20 protein-coding genes are annotated in these 21,783 nt (G+C 37.2%); 16 read left to right on the top strand and 4 right to left on the bottom strand.

Going from position 1 to position 21,783, the window contains the following annotated elements; genetic code table 11:
* Both exsA and AC1DTM_RS03910 read left to right on the top strand, forming a co-directional pair.
* Window positions 1–1,759, top strand: a 1,759-nt coding sequence (gene exsA / locus AC1DTM_RS03905; protein ID WP_477000049.1) for a spore coat assembly protein ExsA, incomplete at its 5' end; no start/stop codon positions are given.
* A 179-nt stretch (window positions 1,760–1,938) separates the two neighbouring features.
* Entirely contained in the window at window positions 1,939–2,583 is a 645-nt protein-coding gene (locus AC1DTM_RS03910; RefSeq protein WP_016106224.1) for a YhcN/YlaJ family sporulation lipoprotein, read from the top strand.
* A 33-nt stretch (window positions 2,584–2,616) separates the two neighbouring features.
* Here the strand turns inward: AC1DTM_RS03910 and AC1DTM_RS03915 are convergent, their stop codons facing one another.
* Entirely contained in the window at window positions 2,617–3,060 is a 444-nt protein-coding gene (locus AC1DTM_RS03915; protein WP_078179603.1) for a branched-chain amino acid ABC transporter substrate-binding protein, read from the bottom strand.
* Window positions 3,061–3,491: 431 nt separating this feature from the next.
* Here AC1DTM_RS03915 and AC1DTM_RS03920 point away from each other — a divergent pair, with 431 nt between their 5' ends.
* Window positions 3,492–4,007, top strand: a complete 516-nt coding sequence (locus tag AC1DTM_RS03920) for a BofC C-terminal domain-containing protein (protein WP_002112016.1) — start codon at window positions 3,492–3,494, stop codon at window positions 4,005–4,007.
* A gap of 11 nt (window positions 4,008–4,018) precedes the next feature.
* Here AC1DTM_RS03920 and AC1DTM_RS03925 read toward each other — a convergent pair whose 3' ends face one another.
* A complete protein-coding gene (locus AC1DTM_RS03925) occupies window positions 4,019–4,954 on the bottom strand; it encodes an iron-hydroxamate ABC transporter substrate-binding protein (protein WP_016106223.1) in 936 nt (311 codons plus the stop codon).
* A 188-nt stretch (window positions 4,955–5,142) separates the two neighbouring features.
* Here AC1DTM_RS03925 and ruvA point away from each other — a divergent pair, with 188 nt between their 5' ends.
* The 6 genes from ruvA to yajC are packed head-to-tail and all read left to right on the top strand — an operon-like array spanning window position 5,143 to window position 9,476.
* Window positions 5,143–5,760 (top strand): Holliday junction DNA helicase RuvA, encoded by a 618-nt coding sequence (gene ruvA / locus AC1DTM_RS03930; RefSeq protein ID WP_002112013.1) that lies wholly within the window; start codon window positions 5,143–5,145, stop codon window positions 5,758–5,760.
* A 5-nt stretch (window positions 5,761–5,765) separates the two neighbouring features.
* Entirely contained in the window at window positions 5,766–6,767 is a 1,002-nt protein-coding gene (gene ruvB / locus AC1DTM_RS03935) for a Holliday junction branch migration DNA helicase RuvB (protein WP_000344470.1), read from the top strand.
* Entirely contained in the window at window positions 6,764–6,964 is a 201-nt protein-coding gene (locus AC1DTM_RS03940; RefSeq protein WP_002112011.1) for a DUF2905 domain-containing protein, read from the top strand. Before ruvB ends, AC1DTM_RS03940 begins: the two co-directional genes overlap by 4 nt.
* Before the next feature lie 19 nt (window positions 6,965–6,983).
* Complete coding sequence (gene queA, locus AC1DTM_RS03945; RefSeq protein ID WP_016106222.1) at window positions 6,984–8,036, top strand: tRNA preQ1(34) S-adenosylmethionine ribosyltransferase-isomerase QueA; 1,053 nt, start codon at window positions 6,984–6,986, stop codon at window positions 8,034–8,036.
* A gap of 12 nt (window positions 8,037–8,048) precedes the next feature.
* Window positions 8,049–9,188 (top strand): tRNA guanosine(34) transglycosylase Tgt, encoded by a 1,140-nt coding sequence (gene tgt, locus AC1DTM_RS03950; RefSeq protein WP_002015319.1) that lies wholly within the window; start codon window positions 8,049–8,051, stop codon window positions 9,186–9,188.
* Between the two features lie 27 nt (window positions 9,189–9,215).
* Window positions 9,216–9,476 carry a preprotein translocase subunit YajC gene (yajC, locus tag AC1DTM_RS03955; protein ID WP_002034132.1) on the top strand — a complete coding sequence of 87 codons (261 nt, stop codon included), beginning with the start codon at window positions 9,216–9,218 and terminating at the stop codon, window positions 9,474–9,476.
* Window positions 9,477–9,513: 37 nt separating this feature from the next.
* Here yajC and AC1DTM_RS03960 read toward each other — a convergent pair whose 3' ends face one another.
* Window positions 9,514–9,897 carry a TIGR04086 family membrane protein gene (locus tag AC1DTM_RS03960; RefSeq protein WP_002122721.1) on the bottom strand — a complete coding sequence of 128 codons (384 nt, stop codon included), beginning with the start codon at window positions 9,895–9,897 and terminating at the stop codon, window positions 9,514–9,516.
* Between the two features lie 103 nt (window positions 9,898–10,000).
* Here AC1DTM_RS03960 and AC1DTM_RS03965 point away from each other — a divergent pair, with 103 nt between their 5' ends.
* On the top strand, window positions 10,001–10,657 hold the full coding sequence (locus tag AC1DTM_RS03965) for a DUF421 domain-containing protein (RefSeq protein WP_002112002.1): 657 nt from the start codon (window positions 10,001–10,003) through the stop codon (window positions 10,655–10,657).
* Window positions 10,658–10,686: 29 nt separating this feature from the next.
* Here AC1DTM_RS03965 and spoVB read toward each other — a convergent pair whose 3' ends face one another.
* Complete coding sequence (gene spoVB, locus AC1DTM_RS03970; RefSeq protein ID WP_002112001.1) at window positions 10,687–12,246, bottom strand: stage V sporulation protein B; 1,560 nt, start codon at window positions 12,244–12,246, stop codon at window positions 10,687–10,689.
* 186 nt (window positions 12,247–12,432) lie between these two features.
* Here spoVB and AC1DTM_RS03975 point away from each other — a divergent pair, with 186 nt between their 5' ends.
* The 6 genes from AC1DTM_RS03975 to relA all read left to right on the top strand — a co-directional run bounded on the left by AC1DTM_RS03975 (window position 12,433) and on the right by relA (window position 21,783).
* Complete coding sequence (locus AC1DTM_RS03975; protein WP_002112000.1) at window positions 12,433–12,717, top strand: post-transcriptional regulator; 285 nt, start codon at window positions 12,433–12,435, stop codon at window positions 12,715–12,717.
* 281 nt (window positions 12,718–12,998) lie between these two features.
* Entirely contained in the window at window positions 12,999–15,275 is a 2,277-nt protein-coding gene (gene secDF / locus AC1DTM_RS03980; protein WP_002160382.1) for a protein translocase subunit SecDF, read from the top strand.
* Window positions 15,276–15,494: 219 nt separating this feature from the next.
* A complete protein-coding gene (locus tag AC1DTM_RS03985) occupies window positions 15,495–16,388 on the top strand; it encodes a cation diffusion facilitator family transporter (protein WP_016106221.1) in 894 nt (297 codons plus the stop codon).
* Between the two features lie 101 nt (window positions 16,389–16,489).
* Window positions 16,490–18,811, top strand: a complete 2,322-nt coding sequence (gene recJ, locus AC1DTM_RS03990) for a single-stranded-DNA-specific exonuclease RecJ (protein WP_016106220.1) — start codon at window positions 16,490–16,492, stop codon at window positions 18,809–18,811.
* A 65-nt stretch (window positions 18,812–18,876) separates the two neighbouring features.
* Window positions 18,877–19,389: an adenine phosphoribosyltransferase gene (locus AC1DTM_RS03995; RefSeq protein ID WP_002111996.1), complete on the top strand. Its 513-nt coding sequence runs from the start codon at window positions 18,877–18,879 to the stop codon at window positions 19,387–19,389.
* A 210-nt stretch (window positions 19,390–19,599) separates the two neighbouring features.
* Complete coding sequence (relA, locus tag AC1DTM_RS04000; protein ID WP_002111995.1) at window positions 19,600–21,783, top strand: GTP diphosphokinase; 2,184 nt, start codon at window positions 19,600–19,602, stop codon at window positions 21,781–21,783.

Genomic DNA, 21,783 nt, shown 5'->3' on the forward strand with positions numbered 1-21,783 from the left:
GCAAAAAGAGTTTGCATCAACACCAACCCCGCTCGGAATAGAAGATGAAGATGAAATTATGTATCAATCAGCACCTATTACACAGCAGCCAGCTATGCAACAAACGCAAAAAGAAATGCAGGTAAAACCGCAAAAAGAAATACAGGTGAAGCCGCAAAAAGAAATGCAAGTGAAACCACAAAAAGAAGTACAGGTGCAGCCACAAAAAGAAGTGCAAAAAGAAAAACCAATTCAAAAAGAAAAGCCAGTTGAAAAGCCACCTGTCATTCAAAAACCACCTGTTGTAGAGAAAGTAGAAAAACCAAAACCGACTACGAAAGAAAATACTAAGTTTTCCATTAATGTATTACCACAGCCGCCACAACCGCCGATTAAAGCGAAAAAAGAATATAAAATTTCGGATGTAATAAAAAAAGGAAGCGAGTTAATTGCTCCTCAAATTAATAAAATGAAACCTAACAACGTCATTTCTCCGCAAACGAAAAAAGAAAATATAGGAAATGTCTCACCGCAAGTGAAAAAAGAAAATATAGGAAACATAGTGTCACCGCAAGTGAAGAAAGAAAATGTAGGGAATATAGTCTCACCGCAAGTGAAGAAAGAAAATGTAGGAAGCATAGTCTCACCGCAAGTGAAAAAAGAAAATGTAGGAAGTATAGTGTCGCCGCAAGTGAAGAAAGAGAATGTAGGGAATATAGTGTCGCCGCAAGTGAAAAAAGAAAATGTAGGAAGCATAGTGTCGCCGCAAGTGAAGAAAGAGAATGTAGGGAACATAGTCTCACCAAACGTATCAAAAGAAAGTGTTATTATCCCGCAAGTAATACCGCCTAATATTCAAGTGCCGAACATAATGCCAATAATGGATAACAATCAACCACCAAATATAATGCCGATAATGGATAATAACCAAATGCCAAACATGATGCCGATAATGGATAACAATCAAATGCCAAACATGATGCCGATAATGGATAACAATCAAATGCCGAACATGATGCCAATAATGGATAACAACCAAATGCCGAACATGATGCCGATAATGGATAACAACCAAATGCCGAACATGATGCCGATAATGGATAATAACCAAATGCCGAACATGATGCCGATAATGGATAACAACCAAATGCCGAACATGATGCCGATAATGGATAACAGTCAAATGCCGAACATGATGCCGATAATGGATAACAATCAAATGCCGAACATGATGCCGATAATGGATAACAATCAAATGCCGAACATGATGCCGATAATGGATAACAGTCAAATGCCGAACATGATGCCGATAATGGATAACAATCAAATGCCGAACATGATGCCGATAATGGATAACAATCAAATGCCAAACATGATGCCGATAATGGATAACAATCAACCGCCAAATATGATGCCATATCAAATGCCATATCAACAGCCAATGATGCCGCCATATCCGCATTATCAGCAACAAAATCCATACAATCAAATGCCGTATCAACAAATGGCACCGCAATATACTTCTATGCCAAATCCAAATATGATGCCAATGGATAATAATATGCCACCACTCGTACAAGGGGAAGAAGATTGTGGATGCGGAGGAGAGAGTAGGTTATATAGTCCGCAACCGGGTGGACCACAATACGCCAATCCTTTATATTATCAACCGACTCAGCCAGCATATGCACCGCAGCCAGGAACGATGTATTATCAGCCGGACCCACCAAATGTATTTGGTGAACCAGTTTCAGAAGAAGAGGATGAAGAGGAAGTTTAAAAAAGGTGGGGTTATTCCCACCTTTTTTGTATTCATGATAGTCAGGAATATGGTGAATTTACATTAAGTGCTAGAAAATTCCTAGTGAAATATTAACAGTGTAAAAAACCTCTCTGTTACTCATCATAAGGGGGAGCTTTTCGAAAGAGAAGTTCATTCTAACAAGGGGGGTTTTTGTATTGAATACGAAAGTAAAAGTTATTGCTGCTTCTTTGTTAGTTACCAGTGCATTAGCTGCATGTGGTACACCAAAAGATAATAATGCGATGGATGGACGTAACTATAATTACGAGCGTACATCTTATAATGACACACACCGATATAATGATAATGTAACGCGTAACGATCGTTCTACAGATTATGTAACATATAGAAACGGTCGTAATGACGCAGGATCCAACTATTATCGTGATGTAAATTATAATGGGCAAATTGCTAATCCACACCCAACTCGTAATATTACAATGAACAATTCATACATTAACAATGATGGTAAAACTGCGGAGAAAATTACGAATCGTGTAAAACGTATGAATAACGTAGATCGAGTTTCTACAGTTGTATATGGAAACGATGTAGCGATTGCGGTAAAGCCACGTAATTCGGCGACAGATGAAACAGCAATGGCAAACGAAATTCGTCAAGCTGTTGCGAATGAAGTTGGAAATAGAAACGTATATGTTTCTGTAAGAAATGACATGTTTACTCGTGTGGATGCAATGAGTACACGTCTACGTAACGGTACAGTTACAAACGATTTTAATCGTGACATAACAAATATGTTCCGAGATATTCGTTACGGTCTGACTGGTACAGTACGATAACAAATCAAAGAGGAAGGGGATAGCCCTTCCTCTTTATTCATCTTCGTCTTGTAAACGACGTTTTTTAATAAAATAACTAACGGAGTAAGAAACTAAAAAGCATATGAAGAAAATACTACCTGTTAGAATGGCTTCAAACAGAGGTCTTTCTGGACTGAAAATGATATAAATAATAGCTATGATAATTCCAACAATAAGAGAGCGTAAGACAAGTTTGTAATAAGGAGTTAACTTTATTTCCTTTTCACTTTCTTCTACATCTATTGAAACACTTAACTGTAAATAACTAAATAACATACTTGTAAGAATAAATAATAACCATAATGGAGATTTCGTAATTTGATTAGCTCCTTCAGTGAATCCAATATAGCCTAAAATTCCAATTATACCAATGTATTGAAAAAGAAAGGCAATACGTATGTTTTTTAACGTTTGAAGAATGAGACGTTCATCCTTTATTTTTTTCACAATATCCATCTCCTGTTTATTATGATTTCGCTGTCACACTAATTGTAACATATATGTTACAATTATCAATTTATAATTTACATAAAATTATTTGGATGGAAGAGGAAATGAAATATTTTTATAAACATGTTGCAGTTATACATTATTAATGTTATATTAGCAAAGCGATGAGCTAATTTACGTAAGTCGAGAGATATGCTTAAGTGCTAAACACGCGAATGTGGTCGCCTGGTTTCTCGCCGTAAACGCATCAAGACGCCTGCTTTGCAGGCGTCTTTCATTTTATATAAAAGTAAATGATACATGCAGATAGGATAAATTCTTATCTGCATTTTTTATTTTCCTTAGAAATTTAATGCGATTTTTTATATGGATAAAACCCCCATTTCCGGAAAAGCTACAAATGAAAGTATGATTTTGCCTAGAAGAGGTGAACGGAAATGAAATGGATACTAATTGCAGTGCAAGCTTTCGTTATGATGTTTTGCTTAGCTTATGGATCCGATGTGAGGGCAGAAATAACAGAAAAAGAACCTGCAGTTACAATTTTATTAGAGCGTATGTATGTTGATGGAGAAGTAAGCGAGGAAATACTGACAGAAAAAGTAGCGGATTTAGAAAAGTTTTTGCAGCAATATAAAGAATGGCAACTTGTTGATCGTGATGATGTGCAAATCGTATTACAAAAGAAAGTTGAGGATATTTCTCCTTTACTGAAAACGAGCGGTTATTTTGGTGTTTCAGAGGAAGGGATATTGCAAATTTTCAAAGGGGTACCGAAAAGTGATAACGCGATCCATTCCTTCTTTCAAATTGATATGAAAAAGCTTGAAAGTTATGAGCGTGCGGAATTGAAACGTGGTATTCGCATAAAATCAAAAGAAGGTTTTGTAAAGACAATCGAAAAAATGAAGCAGTACGCAGTGCAAAATAAGAAAAAAAGCAGCTCAGGGTGAGCTGCTTTTTCTTATTTATTCTTAGCTAAAATCTCTTTTGCGATTTCATCAATTAGCATATCTTTTCCGATTGGATTGAAGGCTTTCGTATTGAAGGCTTCATTTGATACTTCATATACGTGATTATTTTTTACTGCTTTATTATCTTTCCAAACGGCACTGTTTTTATAGTCTTCGTACACTTTATCAGCTTCTCCGCCGAAGTTTACAATAAACATTTGATCAGGCTGGAATGCAACAAGACCTTCTAGTGATACTTGTGCCATCGTTTGTTTTAAATCTGTACCTTTTGTTGCTGGAAGCTTTAAATCGTTAAAGAGTATGTCACCATATCCGAAGCTACCGTATACACGGAAGTTTTGTGGTGTTACTGCAACGAACATAAAGTTCTCATCTTTTGTTTTTTCTTTAATTTTTTTAGATAAAGAGTCGGCTTTTTTATCGTAGTCTGCAATCCATTTGTCAGCTTTCTTCTCTTCATCAAATAGTTTACCTACTTCTTTAAACTTACCGCGCCAGTCTTCTAAATTTGTTTCTAGAACAACTGTCGGTGCTACTTTTTCTAGTTGATCGTAAATTTTCAATTGACGATTGTTTAAAATAATTAAGTCTGGTTTTAGAGCAGTAACAGCTTCTAAATCAACTTTAGGTGCCCAGTACCAACCTACTGCTTTTACTCCGTCTAGCTTTTCTGTTAAATGATTTTGGATTTTATCTTTATATGTGTTTGCTGTACCAACAGGTTTATGACCAAGAAGTAATAACTCTTCTGTTGATCCAGATAAGTCAACAATTCTCTTTGGATTTACTGGAATTGTAGCTTCCCCTTTAGCATGTTTTACAACTTTTGTTTTCGGTTGTTCTTTTGCTTTTGACTCTTCTTTTTGAGAAGAGCAGCCAACGATTGAAAGAACGACTAGCATGATAGTAAATAATTTGCGTTTCATCCCTATGTAACCCCTTTAATTAATATTGATAATCATTATTGACTCCTGTATATTAAGGTGCTTTATACTTTCTGTCAATGGAAAATAACAGAAGTTTCAAATAGAGAACATTTGTTGGGGCAGTCTCGCTTTTCTATTGTTAAATATGTTAAAATGGAATACATGATTTGAGAGGGAGAGATCGTATTTTGTTTGAATATGTTACAGGTTACGTGGAGTATGTAGGACCGGAATATGTCGTAATTGATCATAATGGAATTGGTTATCAAATTTTCACACCAAATCCGTATGTATTTCAAAGAAGTAAGCAAGAAATTCGTGTCTATACATATCATTATGTGAGAGAAGATATTATGGCACTTTACGGATTTAAAACACGTGAAGAGCGTTTATTATTTACAAAATTGTTAGGTGTATCGGGGATTGGACCAAAAGGTGCTCTTGCAATTTTAGCTTCTGGTCAAACAGGACAGGTCGTGCAAGCGATTGAACATGAAGATGAGAAGTTTTTAGTGAAATTCCCAGGTGTCGGAAAGAAAACAGCGCGCCAAATGATTTTAGATTTAAAAGGAAAACTAGCAGATGTCGTGCCAGATGCGTTTGTTGACCTGTTCTCGGATGCCGAAAGTTTTGATCAGAAGAAAGGTTCATCAACTGAGCTTGATGAGGCACTTGAAGCACTACGAGCACTTGGTTACGCGGAGAGAGAAGTTTCTCGCGTTGTACCAGAATTATTAAAAGAATCACTTACAACGGATCAATATATTAAAAAGGCACTTAGTCTTTTACTAAATGGTAAGAGGTGAGTATAATGGACGAACGTCTCCTTTCAGGGGAATCTGGATACGAAGATGCGGATTTAGAGTATTCATTACGGCCACAGACGCTCCGTCAGTATATTGGCCAAGATAAAGCGAAACATAATTTAGAAGTTTTTATTGAAGCGGCGAAAATGCGTGAAGAAACGTTAGATCACGTACTTTTATATGGACCACCTGGACTTGGTAAAACGACGCTTGCGAATATTATTGCCAATGAAATGGGTGTTAACATTCGAACAACGTCAGGTCCCGCAATTGAAAGACCAGGAGATTTAGCGGCTGTATTAACAGCACTTCAGCCTGGGGATGTATTATTTATTGATGAAATTCATCGTTTGCATAGATCTATTGAAGAAGTGTTATACCCAGCGATGGAAGACTTTTGCCTTGATATCGTTATTGGGAAAGGACCGTCAGCTCGTTCTGTACGTCTAGACTTACCTCCATTTACGCTAGTTGGGGCAACGACGCGTGCAGGTGCATTATCAGCACCACTTCGTGACCGTTTTGGTGTACTTTCACGATTAGAGTACTATACAGTAGATCAGCTTTCTGCGATTGTAGAACGTACAGCAGAAGTGTTTGAAGTTGAAATAGATTCGTTAGCTGCATTAGAAATTGCAAGGCGTGCCCGTGGTACACCTCGTATTGCGAATCGTCTATTACGACGTGTACGTGACTTCGCACAAGTTCGCAGTGACGGAACCATTGCGATGGAAATTACACAAATGGCGTTAGAACTATTACAAGTAGATAAATTAGGACTTGATCATATCGATCATAAATTACTGCTTGGTATTATTGAAAAGTTCCGCGGTGGTCCAGTTGGATTAGAAACTGTTTCAGCAACGATAGGGGAAGAATCGCATACGATTGAAGATGTGTATGAGCCGTATTTATTACAAATTGGCTTTTTACAAAGAACGCCAAGAGGCCGGATCGTAACGCCGCTCGCATATGAGCATTTCGGAATGGAGATGCCAAAAGTATGACGGAGATGCCAAAGCTGCTTATTACAGCTGGTATTTTGCTCATTGTTGCTGGATTAGCTTGGAAGTTCATAGGAAGGCTTCCAGGCGATATTTTTGTGAAAAAAGGTAACGTTACCTTTTATTTTCCTATCATTACATGTATTGTGTTAAGTATTGTATTATCTTTTATTATGTATATAATAAATCGATTCAAATAAGAAATAGGTGGATACAGTTATGGATATTAATTTGTTTGATTTTCATTTACCAGAAGAGCTCATTGCACAAATTCCGCTTGAAGAGCGTGAAACATCAAGATTGATGATGTTAGACCGTGAAACAGGAGATATTGAGCACAAACATTTTACGGACATTCTTTCTTACTTACATGAGGGGGATTGCTTAGTTTTAAATGAAACGAAAGTTATGCCTGCTCGCTTGCACGGTGTGAAAGAAGATACAGGTGCACACATTGAAGTACTTCTTTTAAAACAAGAAGAGGGCGATAAGTGGGAAACGCTTATAAAGCCAGCGAAGCGTGTAAAAGAAGGAACTGTTATCTCTTTTGGTGAAGGAAAGTTAAAAGCAACTTGCATTGGAACAGCAGATCAAGGTGGGCGTCAACTTGAGTTTTCATATGACGGCATCTTTTATGAAATTTTAGACGAGCTTGGAGAAATGCCACTTCCTCCATATATTAAAGAGACGCTAGAAGATCGCGATCGTTATCAAACGGTATATGCGAAGGAAATAGGTTCAGCAGCAGCACCGACAGCTGGGCTTCATTTTACAGAAGAGTTACTCGAGAAATTGAAGCAAAAAGGCGTTCAATTAGCGTTCATTACACTCCATGTAGGACTTGGAACATTTAGACCAGTTTCTGCAGATACGATTGAAGAGCATCATATGCACGCAGAGTATTACCATATGTCTGAAGAGACAGCTGCGTTATTAAACCGCGTGAAAGAGAATGGCGGACGTATTATTACAGTAGGTACGACATCAACTCGTACGTTAGAGACGATTGCGACAGATCATAGTGGTAAGCTTTGCGCCGCTTCTGGCTGGACAGATATTTTTATGTACCCAGGATACGAATTTAAAGCAATTGATGGTTTAATTACAAACTTCCATTTGCCGAAATCAACATTAATTATGCTTGTAAGTGCATTTGCAAATAGAGATAATGTACTTCATGCTTATAATGAAGCAGTAAAAGAAAAATATCGTTTCTTTAGCTTCGGTGATGCGATGTTCGTTGCATCTCACGCTAAAATGAGAAACAAATAAAAGGAGTAAATTATGACAGCAATTCGTTATGAATTTATTAAAACTTGTAAACAAACGGGTGCGCGTTTAGGTCGAGTACATACGCCACACGGTTCATTTGATACACCAACATTTATGCCAGTTGGTACACTTGCAACAGTTAAAACGATGTCACCAGAAGAATTAAAAGCAATGGATTCTGGCATTATTTTAAGCAATACGTATCATTTATGGCTACGTCCAGGCCACGAAATTATTCGTGAAGCAGGTGGCTTGCATAAGTTTATGAACTGGGATCGTGCAATTTTAACGGATTCAGGTGGATTCCAAGTATTTAGCTTAAGTGACTTCCGCCGCATTGAAGAGGAAGGTGTTCATTTCCGTAATCACTTAAATGGAGATAAATTATTCTTATCACCAGAAAAAGCGATGGAAATTCAAAATGCATTAGGTTCAGATATCATGATGGCATTTGATGAGTGCCCACCGTTCCCAGCTACTTTTGAATACATGAAGAAGTCTGTAGAGCGTACGAGCCGCTGGGCAGAGCGTTGTCTAAAGGCGCATGAACGTCCACAGGATCAAGGTTTATTCGGTATAGTACAGGGCGGAGAGTTTGAAGAACTTCGTCGCCAAAGTGCGAAAGATCTTGTTTCAATGGACTTCCCTGGCTATGCTATAGGCGGTCTATCTGTTGGTGAACCGAAGGATATTATGAATCGTGTTCTTGAGTTTACAACACCACTTCTTCCTGATGATAAGCCACGTTACTTAATGGGTGTAGGTTCTCCTGACTCGTTAATTGATGGTGCGATTCGCGGTGTTGATATGTTTGACTGTGTACTTCCAACTCGTATCGCTCGAAATGGTACATGTATGACAAGTGAAGGCCGTCTAGTTGTGAAAAACGCGAAATTCGCTAGAGACTTCGGACCACTTGATCCGAACTGTGATTGCTACACATGTAAAAACTATTCTCGTGCGTACATTCGTCACTTAATGAAATGCGATGAAACGTTCGGAATTCGTTTAACGTCTTATCACAACCTTCATTTTCTGTTAAACTTAATGGAGCAGGTGAGACAAGCTATTCGTGAAGACCGTCTTGGCGATTTCCGCGAAGAGTTCTTTGAACAGTATGGCTTTAATAAACCGAATGCTAAAAACTTCTAATACATAATTTAAAAGGAGGAACAAAAGATGAATGCAGGTATGATGAATATCGTTATGATTGTTGCGATGTTTGCGATTTTCTATTTCTTATTAATTCGCCCRCAACAAAAGCGTCAAAAAGCAGTTGCTCAAATGCAAAATGAAATCAAAAAAGGTGATGCTATCGTAACAATCGGTGGTTTACACGCTACAATCGAATCAGTAGATGAAACGAAAATCGTTGTTAAATCTGGTGGTTCACACTTAACTTTCGATCGCAATGCGATTCGTGAAGTTGTGAAAAACTAATGATGAAGGCCCTGCATGAAATGTGCAGGGCCTTTTTTTACTTATTTTGTTTTGACATATTTACACCGAAAATACCTCCGAGTGTACTCGCGCCCATTAATGCTAATTGGTAGAGTAACTGTGAGTTCGATAAAGTTTGAGAGAAGCCTAAATAGTTAACGAGAAAGACGAGAAGAGTGAATGTGAGCCCTGTAGTGAAACCTACTAACCAACCTTTTCCTTGTGCCTTTTTACCAGCAATAAATCCAGACATAAGCATAGATAGAAGGGCTAGTATAAAAATAGTAATTACTAATGTCCCTTCATTAATATTCGTAAATTTTAATAAAAGAGCCATGATCATACTTGTAATAGATGCGAGGATTAATAGGGTAATAATACCGAAGCCGATTGCACCCGATAATTTTTTCGTTCCATCCATTATGCATTCCCCCTTTTTAATACAAGCATATTTTCATTTTGTTTAAGTTAGACTAGTTTCTTTTTTGTAGGGGAGCCTATAAGTAAAAAAAGGGGATGTAGCAATGGAATGGGTATCAATAATCGGACGAACAATGCTTTTGTATACAATCATTTTAATTATTTTTCGTCTTATGGGTAAACGTGAAATTGGAGAATTGAGTGTATTAGATTTGGTTGTATTCATTATGCTAGGTGAAATGGCTGTAGTGGCAATTGAAAATACAGATAAATCACTTTGGCATCAATTAGTTCCAATGATTTTTCTAATGTGTATACAAATCATTTTGTCGGTCATTTCTTTAAAGTTCCAGCGTTTTCGGCATTTAATAGAAGGAGAGCCTGCGATTCTTGTGAATGCAGGTAAAATTGATGAAAAAAAGATGCGGAAGCAGCGATATAACATAGATGATTTATTGATGCAACTACGTGAGCAAGGAATCGGAGATGTGCGTGATGTAGAATACGCTATTTTAGAACCATCTGGAAAGTTATCTGTCTTTCAAAAACAAAAAAGTAAAAAGAGCAAAAATGATACACCAATTTTTACACTCCCACTAATTATTGATGGAGAAATTCAATACAATCATTTGCAAATGATTGAGCATACAAATGAGTGGCTCGTTGAGAAATTGAATAACTTAGGTTATAAAGATGTGAAACAGATTGTATATTGTAGTTTTCAAAATGGACAATTTTTTGTTGATTTGAAAGAAAATTAGAGGCTTACCATTTTGAATGGCAAGCCCGCTTACTTCAAAAATGAAAGTTTCCGAATGATAGGGAGACGACTTAATTCTTCTTTTCGAATGAGTTTGAAAACGAAGAGGAGAACGATATAAACGATTGTTGTTAAGGTGATTTCCCATAACGTTTGTACGCCAAGTGAATGAGAAAAAACGATATGCTTATGAAGATAAAAACCGAAGGTACCAGCAATCCCGATAGCAATTCCGCCGAAAATATAGTCTTTTGCGTAAATGGTAAATGCAATTTTCTTTAAAACAGTGGCGTAGTGAAGGAATGTTACGGTTACTATATTTGCTGCGATGGCGAGGGCAACCCCCATCATTTGGAACTCTGGGCGTGAAGCGAGTGCAAAAATAACGATTAATTTTACGATAGCGCCAATAAAGGTGTTCATCATAGCAGCGCGTGCTAAGTTTAAAGCTTGCAACACAGATGTAAGGGGACTTTGGAAATAATGAAATAAAAAGCAAGGTGCAAGAAGCTGGATGAACGCGGCCGCGTTGTCTGATCCGTACATGAGAGTTAAAACTGGAGAAGCAAATACATATAATATAACGACCGACCATCCGCCGGTTATTAAGGAAATTCGAAGCGCTTGTTGTAATCGGTGTTCCACTAATTTGTGTTGTCTCTTTGCCATTGCCTCGCTAATTGATGGGACGAGTGCTGTAGAAAGAGCATATGTAATAAAGGCTGGCAGTGATAGAAGCGGGAACGCATATCCGTTTAATATACCGTATTGCTGAGTGGCGACAGAAGCAGCAACGCCGGCGATCGCTAAGCTTTGCATAACGACGATAGGTTCAAAGAAATAAGAAACGGAACCAATTAAACGGCTTCCTGTAGTTGGTAAAGCAATGTCCATAAGGGAATAAAATGTATTTTTGCTCTCCTTTACAGTAGTGAAAAATCCAGAACGTATAGATAAATGTTTTTCGCGTTGGAATAAAGTAAGTAAAAATAATAAAGATGCAACTTCTCCAAGAACAGCTGATAGCATGGCACCGGCTGCAGCATATTCTACGCCGTAAGGTAAAAATAACCGAATACATACAGCGATAATTGTAATGCGGACAACTTGTTCTATGACTTGAGCATAAGCGCTCGGCTTCATATTTTGTTTCCCTTGGAAATAACCACGTAAAACGGAAGAAACTGCAATAACAGGGACGACAGGTAAAATAGCCATTAATGGATAGTAAGTTCTTTCATCTGTTAATAATGTTTTTGCTAAAATAGGTGTGAGTAGCATAATCCCAATTGTTAAAATGATACTAATAATGGATGTAACGGCTAGCGAGACAGTTAATATTTTTTTAACTCTTTGTTTATCGTTCACTGCTTCCGCTTCTGCTACAAATTTTGCGATTGCCACAGGAAGACCAATTTGTGTTAATGTAATTGCTAAAATGAAGGTGGGGACAGCCATCATATAAAGGCCAACGCCTTCTTCGCCTAAAATACGTGCCATTACAATGCGGTTAATAAATCCAAGAATTTTTGTAATAAAGCCAGCTATCATTAAAATAAATGCACCTTTTAAAAAGCTTTGTCTCGTCATACTCTTCTCCTACCTTCTCAAAATCAATGGAATGATTTACAATAATTTATATGCACGTATGAGACAAGAATGACAAGCATTTAAGAGAGTAAAGTATGAATGGTACTCTTGAAAGAAGTTATTACTGTCCATTAGAGCGGGATTAAAAGCGACTTTTCGTGCTGAAATAAGAAGGAGATGTTATATATGTTGGATAAAGAGGCTTTGGTAGAATCATACCGCGGACAGTTACAAGTCGTTTTAGAAAGTAAAGTAGAAGAGTTTCAAATGTTCGGTTACGACCGAGTGACAGATAATGATATTTGGAAGTTTCTCAAGGCGAAGAAGTGGAAAAAGATAGACAGTGATGTTAGATTATATGAATTAGTAAATGATGTATTAAGAGTAAGTACTAATGAATATATGAATTATTTAACTGTTGAAGCATATCAAGCACCACTTTGGTCGTTTGATGAATATGAAAATAAATAACCGACTGTAATTGGTTTGTTCTTCCTTTTGCAGTATAATGATAGGTATTGATAAAGAGGAATTAATTATGTCTAAGATTATATATAAAGGAGGTAGTGAAGAGGAAAAATAAATAATGAAAGTGTAGGTATTGTGAAAAGCTTACCGACACAGCTAGTGATGAACTAGCGGAAATACATGTATTTTATAGAAAGTAAGTCTACTAACTAGGCGTATGCACACGTGCAAAAATGAATCGTAAGAGATTTATTGAAAGTGTTAGTAGCAGAAAGAGGGTACATATGGCAAAGCGTGGTACAAGAATTGCCGCCTTTTTCCTCATCGTTTTATTAATTGGTGGAGTAATTGGTGCGGCAGGAAAAGACATAGCAAAAGGAATTAGTCTAGGACTAGACCTTCGCGGTGGTTTTGAAATTCTGTATGAAGTAAAACCAGCCAAAAAAGGTGATAAAATCGATCGTGATGCACTTGTAAGTACAGTAGGTGCTCTTGAAAATCGTGTCAATGTTCTCGGTGTAAGTGAGCCGAACATTCAAATCGAAGGAGAAGATCGAATTCGTGTACAGCTTGCTGGTGTACAAGATCAGCAAAAAGCACGCGAAATGTTATCAACACAAGCGAAATTAACATTCCGTGATGTGGATGACAACCTTCTTATGGATGGAGCGGATTTAAAAGGCGGCGGAGCAAAGCAAACATTTGACGAGCAAGGCCGTGCGAGCGTAGGTCTTACACTAAAAAGTGCTGATAAATTCCGTGAAGTAACTGAAAAGATTTCAAAAATGCCACCACCAACGAATTTGATGGTAATTTGGCTTGATTTTGAAGAAGGAAAAGATTCGTATAAAGCAGAAGCTGCAAAACAGAATGCAAAACAGAATCCGAAGTATTTATCAGCAGCAACAGTAAGCCAAGTATTTAACCAAGCTGAAGTATCTATCGTAGGTGGAAACTTTACAGTTGAAAGTGCGAAAGAACTTTCATCTTTATTAAATGCAGGTGCACTTCCTGTTGATTTAAAAGAAATGTATTCAACATCTGTTGGAGCGAAATTTGGTCAACAAGCATTAGAGCAAACGATTTTCGCTAGTGCGATCGGTATTGCTATTATCTTCTTATTCATGCTTGTATTCTACCGTTTACCAGGGATTGTAGCGGTTGTTATGTTAGGTTTATACATTTTCGTTACATTACTTGTCTTTAACTGGATGCATGCAGTTCTTACGTTGCCAGGTATTGCGGCATTAGTGCTCGGGGTTGGTATCGCAGTTGATGCGAATATCATTACGTACGAGAGATTGAAGGAAGAGCTTAAAATTGGTAAGTCGATGATGTCAGCATTCCGTGCTGGTAACCATCGTTCATTATCGACAATTTTAGATGCGAACATTACAACTATTGCAGCAGCGGGTGTTTTATTCGCTTACGGTAATAGCTCTGTAAAAGGATTCGCAACAAGTTTAATTGTAAGTATTTTAGTCGGTTTCATTACGAACGTATTCGGTACTCGTTTCTTACTAGGTTTACTTGTAAAGAGTCGTTACTTCGATAAAAAACCATCTTACTTTGGTGTTAAGGAAAAGGATATTATTCCATTAACAAAAGGTGTAGTACATCCACCAACTAAATTTGATCGTATTAACTTCGTAAATATCGGTCATAAATTTTTCTTATTCTCAATTGCAGTCGTAATTGCTGGGGCAATTATATTACCGATTTTCAAAATGAATCTTGGTATTGACTTTGCAAGTGGTACACGTATTGACTTGCAATCAAAACAAGCACTTACTGTGTCTGACGTTCATAAAGACTTCAACGAACTGAAGATTGATGTGAAAGAAGAAAATATTGTACCGACTGGTAATGATAATAAAGGTTTCGCAGTTCGTACATTAGGTGTTCTATCGAAAGATGAAATTGCGAAAACAAAAACATTCTTCCACGATAAATATGGTACAGATCCAAACGTAAGTACAGTTTCGCCGACAATCGGTAAAGAGATTGCACGAAATGCATTTATCGCAGTATTAATTGCTTCTGCAGTAATCGTTTTATACGTAAGTATTCGTTTCCGTCTTACGTACGCAGTATCTGCAGTAATCGCATTATTACATGATGCATTCGTTATGGTTGTTGTATTTAGTCTTTTCCAGATAGAGGTAGACTTAACGTTTATCGCTGCGGTATTAACGATTATTGGTTACTCTATCAATGACTCAATCGTTACGTTTGATAGAAACCGTGAGTTATACAAACAGAAAAAACGAGTTCGCGACATAAAAGACCTAGAAGAAATCGTAAACGCAAGTATTCGTCAAACAATTGGTCGTTCAATTAATACAGTGTTAACAGTGTTATTCCCAGTAATCGCACTACTTATTTTTGGTAGTGAATCACTGCGTAACTTCTCACTTGCATTATTAATTGGATTAGTTGTAGGTACGTACTCTTCTATTTTCGTTGCTTCTCAAATTTGGTTAATGCTTGAAAACCGCCGTTTGAAAAAGGGCAAAAACAAGAAGAAGGTTGAGAAAGAAGTATCTGAACCGCAAGTATAAAAAATAAAACATATAAAAAGATGATGTCTCTATATGAGGCATCTCTTTTTCGTTTGCGGATACAATAAAGTAGCACCTATTTTAAGGGGGGTAAATGGAAGAAAGTGGTGATGTTATCTTTATTTTTGTTACAATAAAGTGAAACTTTAATGAGTGGGAGTCTTACTGCTCGTTAAAGCGGGATAAAAAGAGAGGTTAAGAAAAGAAGGGATTTTAATTATGGAAAAAGATGAACGTTTTAAACAGGCCGAGTTTGGTGCTATTGTCGGAATCGTTGGTAATATTATATTAGCGATTGTAAAAGCGGTAATCGGTTATATTGGAAACAGTAAGGCACTTTTAGCGGATGCGGTGCATTCTGGATCAGATGTAATTGGCTCGTTAGCTGTACTTTTTGGATTACGAGCAGCAAAGCAACCGCCTGATGAAGATCATCCGTATGGTCATGGTAAAGCGGAATCGATTTCAGCGATTATTGTTGCGGTATTATTATTTATTGTTGGACTAGAGATAGCGATTTCGTCTATAAAAGCTTTTTCACAAGATTTAGAACCACCAAAAGGAATTACGATTTTTGCAGTTATTCTTTCGATTGTAGTGAAAGAAGGAATGTTTCAATATAAATTCCGGTTAGGGAAGAGGATAAATAGTGATGCAATTATTGCAAATGCATATGAACATCGTTCGGATGTGTTTTCTTCAATTGCAGCTTTAATCGGCATTTGTGCAGCTATTATCGGCGGTAAGTTAGGTATAGATTGGCTTGTATATGCCGATCCAATTGCGGGATTATTTGTCTCAATTCTCGTTGCTAAGATGGCGTGGAGTATTGGAGCAGAAGCTATTCATGCAACGCTTGATCATGTTTTGCATGAAGAAGATGTTGTTCCGCTTAGGGAGGCAGTTTTTCAAGTGGAAGGTGTGAAAAAAATCGGCTCTTTATATGCAAGAGAACATGGCCACTATGTTATTGTTGATATTAAAGTATCTGTAGATCCATATATCACTGTAGAAGAAGGTCACCGCATCGGAAAACATGTAAAAGAAAAACTTATGAAACAAGATAACGTACAAAATGTTTTTGTACATATTAATCCGTATTCTCCAAATTAAACATAACGGATATTTAATTATATAGATATCGAATCGTAGTTTGCATTATATTGTCACCCCTTAATCTGTCTTGTATAATGGATAGGTTAAGGGGTGATTTCGTGTTACAACCGAAGACGCGTTGGAAAGAAAAAGAATATAATGAGGAACTAGTGAGTGAATTAGCAAATAAATTGCAACTATCACCTCTTGTGACTTCATTATTTCTCGGTAGAGGCTTAAATACAGAAGATAAGATTGTAGACTTTTTAAATACAGCAGATCAAGAATTTCATGATCCATTTTTACTTGAAGGAATGGATCGGACTGTAGAACGTGTGAAAAAGGCCATTGAAAATGGAGAACAAATATTAATATTTGGCGATTATGATGCGGACGGAGTAAGTAGTACGACTGTGTTATATCTTGCTCTCAAAGAATTAGGTGCAGAAGTAGAGTTTTATATTCCAAATCGTTTTACTGAAGGCTATGGGCCAAATGAAGAAGCGTTTCGTTGGGCGCACAGTGCAGGGTTCTCACTAATTATTACTGTCGATACTGGTATCGCAGCGGTACATGAAGCGAAGGTAGCGAAGGAACTTGGGATAGATCTTATTATTACAGATCATCATGAGCCGCCACCAGAGTTACCAGAGGCACTTGCGATTATTCATCCGAAATTAGAAGGCGGTGTTTATCCGTTTCATTATTTAGCGGGTGTTGGTGTTGCATTTAAAGTTGCACATGCACTTTTGGGCCGTGTACCAGAGCATTTATTAGAAATTGCAGTAATCGGTACGGTAGCCGATTTAGTATCGCTTCACGGTGAAAATAGATTGTTAGTACAGCGTGGACTGAAGCATATGCGAATGACTCGAAATATCGGTTTAAAGGCGTTATTTAAAGTTGCTAACGTTTCGCAAAGCGAAATTACAGAAGAAAGCATCGGATTCTCACTCGCACCTCGTATTAATGCAGTTGGTCGTTTGGAAGATGCAACACCTGCTGTACACCTTTTATTATCAGAAAATCCAGAGGAAGCGAAAGAGCTAGCTGAAGAAATTGATGAGCTGAACACACTTCGAAAAGATATTGTAAAGCAAATTACAGAAGAAGCTATCGCTGAAGTCGAAAATAAATTCCCGCCGGAAGAAAATAAAGTATTAGTCCTTGCAAAAGAAGGTTGGAATCCAGGGGTAATTGGAATTGTCGCTTCTAAGTTAGTTGAACGTTTTTATCGTCCGACGATTGTATTAAGCATTGATCCTCATAAAGAAACAGCAAAGGGATCGGCTCGTAGTATTGCAGGATTTGATTTGTTTGCAAACCTTTCAGATTGCCGTGAATTGTTACCGCATTTCGGAGGTCATCCGATGGCGGCGGGAATGACGCTTAATATGAATGATGTGGATGAATTAAGACGCAGGTTAAATGAGCAAGCAGATGTAGTTTTAACAGAAGAAGATTTTATTCCGATTACAGCAGTGGATGCATTTTGTAAAGTAGAGGATGTAACGCTTGCCGCGATTGAGGAGATGCAAAAGTTAGCGCCATTTGGCGTAGGAAATCCGAAACCGCGTATTGCGGTGAAAGATGCTGACTTAGAAAGTATCCGTGCAATTGGATCTGATGGATCTCATTTGAAAATGGCTCTTCGTGAGGGACAAGCAACACTGGATACAATTGGATTTGGATTTGGTGCTTATGCGAAAGAAATCTCTCCAGTTGCGAAGGTTTCTGTAGTAGGGGAAGTGTCCATTAATGAATGGAATAACTTTAAAAAGCCGCAATTAATGGTGCAAGATATTGCTGTAGAGGCATGGCAATTATTTGACTGGCGTAGTATGCGTAATGTAGAAGCAAATTTAGCAGAACTTCCGAAAGAAAAAATAACCATGGTGTATTTTTCTGAAGAGGTATTGAATAAGTTTTCTTTAGAAGGCTATAAAGAACAGCTCGTGCATGCATCAGAGGTAACACATTTAGATGATCAATATATTGTGTTACTCGATTTGCCGAAAGGAACAGATGAATTGCGTGATTTATTTAAAGTAGGATTTCCATCTCGAATTTACACGCTATTTTATCAAGAGAACAATCATTTATTTAGTACGGTCCCAACGAGGGAACATTTTAAATGGTACTATTCTTTCTTAAACCAAAAAACACCATTTTCTTTAAAGCAATATGGGGAACAACTGTGTCGTCATAAAGGTTGGTCAAAAGATACAGTAAATTTCATGACACAGGTGTTTTTTGAGTTAGAATTTGTTACAATAAAAGACGGTGTCATTTTTATGGCAGACAAAAAACAAAAGCGTGATTTAATTGAATCGAACACATATCGTGAGAAAATGAACCACTTACAATTAGAGAAAGAATTGGTTTATAGCACATATCAGCAACTATATACATGGTTTGAAACGATTCGTAATCATAAATAAGTAGAACAGTTAGGGTAAAGGATTTGTATTTACAAACCTTTTATATCTGAGGAGGATTCAGAAATATGGATTTCAAGCAACATATCGCAATTGTACCAGACTATCCGAAAGAAGGTATTGTGTTTAAAGACATTACACCTTTAATGAACGACGGAAAAGCATACAAAGCAGCAACAGATGAAATTGTTGCTTATGCAAAAAAAAGAGACATTGATGTTGTAGTAGGGCCAGAAGCGCGTGGTTTTATTATTGGTTGCCCAGTTTCTTATGCATTAGAATTAGGGTTCGCACCAGTTCGTAAATTAGGGAAATTACCACGTGAAGTAATTACAGTTGACTACGGTAAAGAATATGGAACAGATGTTTTAACAATCCATAAAGATGCAATTAAGCCAGGTCAACGTGTATTAATTACAGATGACCTATTGGCTACAGGTGGAACAATCGAAGCGACAATTAAACTAGTTGAAGAACTTGGCGGAGTTGTAGCAGGAATTGCATTCTTAGTAGAGCTTACTTACTTAGATGGTCGTAAAATGTTAGATGGTTACGATGTATTAGTATTAGAAAAATACTAATCGCTATATAGGTAAAACTACGGTGATAAAAAGTACCCGTGAATCTCTTGGAGAGGAACGGGTACTTTTGTATAATTGCACAAAAAAATAAGGTGAAATGTCAGTAAAATCTTTTCCTTTTCACAATTCACAATCATTGGGTTATAATGATAGAATATAATTTATTCTACTTAATAAAGATAAAGTCAATTTTCAATAAAAGGTGATTCGATGGCAAATGAGCAAGTACTAACAGCTGAACAGGTACTCGAGAAAGCAAGTCAATATTTAGCGGATGAAGATATTGAGCTAGTGGCACGTGCCTATGAATATGCGCGCGATGCACATAGCGAACAATATAGGAAATCGGGTGAACCATATATTATTCACCCAATTCAAGTTGCAGGTATTTTAGTTGATTTACACATGGATCCGGCTACAGTATCGGCAGGTTTCTTGCATGATGTAGTGGAAGATACAGAAATTACATTAGAAGATATTGAACGGGAATTTAATAAAGAAATCGCTATGCTTGTCGATGGCGTTACAAAGCTCGGAAAGATTAAATATAAATCTCATGAGCAACAACAAGCAGAAAACCATCGCAAAATGTTTATCGCAATGGCTCAAGATATTCGAGTTATTTTAATTAAACTAGCTGATCGTCTTCATAACATGCGTACATTGAAACATTTGCCTCAAGAGAAGCAGCGTCGCATTGCGAATGAAACGTTAGAAATCTTTGCACCTTTAGCACATAGACTCGGAATTAGTACTATTAAATGGGAGTTAGAGGATACTTCACTTCGCTATTTAAACCCGCAGCAATATTATCGTATTGTAAATTTAATGAAGCGTAAACGTGCAGAGCGTGAAGAATATTTAGATGAAGTAATGACTGGCATTCGTGAGAAATTAAAAGAGGTTTCAATTCAACCTGAGATTTCTGGAAGACCAAAACATATTTACAGTATTTATCGTAAAATGGCATTGCAAAATAAACAGTTCAATGAAATTTACGATTTATTAGCTGTACGTGTCGTTGTAAATAGTATTAAAGATTGTTACGCGGTGCTTGGAATTATTCATACGTGCTGGAAGCCAATGCCGGGTCGTTTTAAAGATTATATTGCAATGCCAAAAGCAAATCTATATCAATCTCTTCATACAACTGTAATTGGGCCGAAAGGTGACCCGCTAGAAGTGCAAATTCGTACGAAAGAAATGCACGAAATTGCAGAATTCGGGATTGCGGCACATTGGGCGTATAAAGAAGGTAAAGCAGCAGAAACAACGGGTACATTAGAGAAAAAACTAACATGGTTCCGTCAAATATTAGAATGGCAAAATGAGGCTTCTAATGCAGAAGAGTTTATGGAATCATTAAAAATTGATTTGTTCTCTGATATGGTATTTGTCTTTACACCGAAAGGCGATGTAATGGAATTACCTCTTGGCTCTGTCCCAATTGATTTTTCATATCGTGTCCATTCGGAAATTGGAAACAAAACAATTGGTGCAAAAGTAAACGGGAAAATGGTGACACTTGATTATAAGCTGAAAACTGGTGACATCATTGAAATTTTAACATCGAAACATTCGTATGGCCCAAGTCAAGATTGGGTAAAGCTAGCTCAAACATCTCATGCGAAAAATAAAATACGTCAATTCTTTAAGAAGCAACGTAGAGATGAAAATATTGAAAAAGGCCGTGAACTTGTTGAAAAAGAAGTGCGTGGCTTAGAGTATGAAATGAAAGAAGTATTAGCACTTGATAATTTAAAACGTGTTGCTGAGAAGTTTAACTTTGCAAATGAAGAAGATATGTTTGCAGCAGTTGGATACAACGGAATTACAGCTGCACAAATTGTTACGCGACTAACGGACAAGTTCCGTAAACAACGTGAAGAAGAAGAAATCGTTGAAGTTAAAGAAGTTCGTAAACCGATGAAAATTCGAAAATGGGATTCTGGTGTAAAGGTAAGTGGTGCAGATAATTTGTTAATTCGTTTATCAAAATGCTGTAACCCAGTTCCAGGCGATGATATCGTTGGGTATATTACGAAAGGTCGAGGCGTATCAATTCACCGTTGCGATTGCGTCAATGTGCATACAGAAGAAGCGGTAGAGCGTTTACTAGAAGTAGATTGGGAAGGTAGTCCTGAAAAAGAAATTGAATACAATGTTGATATTGAAATTTCAGGCTATGATCGTCGTGGTTTATTGAATGAAGTATTACAAGCTGTTACAGAAACGAAGACGTATATCTCAGCTGTTTCTGGTAGAAGTGATCGTAATAAGATGGCAACGATTAACATGTCGATTTCTATTCGAAACTTACAACACTTGAAAAAAGTAGTGGAGCGCATTAAACGTGTTCCAGAAATTTATGCCGTACGACGCATGATGCATTAA

The organism is Bacillus sp. P4_D3 (assembly GCF_056401855.1).

Coding starts and splice junctions, on each gene's coding strand:
- queA (WP_016106222.1), top strand. CDS start 6,984: ATGGATATTAATTTGTTTGATTTTCATTTACCAGAAGAGCTCATTGCA.
- AC1DTM_RS03915 (WP_078179603.1), bottom strand. CDS start 3,060: ATGGATATTGTGAAAAAAATAAAGGATGAACGTCTCATTCTTCAAACG.
- secDF (WP_002160382.1), top strand. CDS start 12,999: ATGGCAAAGCGTGGTACAAGAATTGCCGCCTTTTTCCTCATCGTTTTA.
- AC1DTM_RS03920 (WP_002112016.1), top strand. CDS start 3,492: ATGAAATGGATACTAATTGCAGTGCAAGCTTTCGTTATGATGTTTTGC.
- ruvB (WP_000344470.1), top strand. CDS start 5,766: ATGGACGAACGTCTCCTTTCAGGGGAATCTGGATACGAAGATGCGGAT.
- spoVB (WP_002112001.1), bottom strand. CDS start 12,246: ATGACGAGACAAAGCTTTTTAAAAGGTGCATTTATTTTAATGATAGCT.
- tgt (WP_002015319.1), top strand. CDS start 8,049: ATGACAGCAATTCGTTATGAATTTATTAAAACTTGTAAACAAACGGGT.
- AC1DTM_RS03940 (WP_002112011.1), top strand. CDS start 6,764: ATGACGGAGATGCCAAAGCTGCTTATTACAGCTGGTATTTTGCTCATT.
- AC1DTM_RS03975 (WP_002112000.1), top strand. CDS start 12,433: ATGTTGGATAAAGAGGCTTTGGTAGAATCATACCGCGGACAGTTACAA.
- AC1DTM_RS03925 (WP_016106223.1), bottom strand. CDS start 4,954: ATGAAACGCAAATTATTTACTATCATGCTAGTCGTTCTTTCAATCGTT.
- AC1DTM_RS03985 (WP_016106221.1), top strand. CDS start 15,495: ATGGAAAAAGATGAACGTTTTAAACAGGCCGAGTTTGGTGCTATTGTC.
- relA (WP_002111995.1), top strand. CDS start 19,600: ATGGCAAATGAGCAAGTACTAACAGCTGAACAGGTACTCGAGAAAGCA.
- AC1DTM_RS03995 (WP_002111996.1), top strand. CDS start 18,877: ATGGATTTCAAGCAACATATCGCAATTGTACCAGACTATCCGAAAGAA.
- AC1DTM_RS03965 (WP_002112002.1), top strand. CDS start 10,001: ATGGAATGGGTATCAATAATCGGACGAACAATGCTTTTGTATACAATC.
- AC1DTM_RS03960 (WP_002122721.1), bottom strand. CDS start 9,897: ATGGATGGAACGAAAAAATTATCGGGTGCAATCGGCTTCGGTATTATT.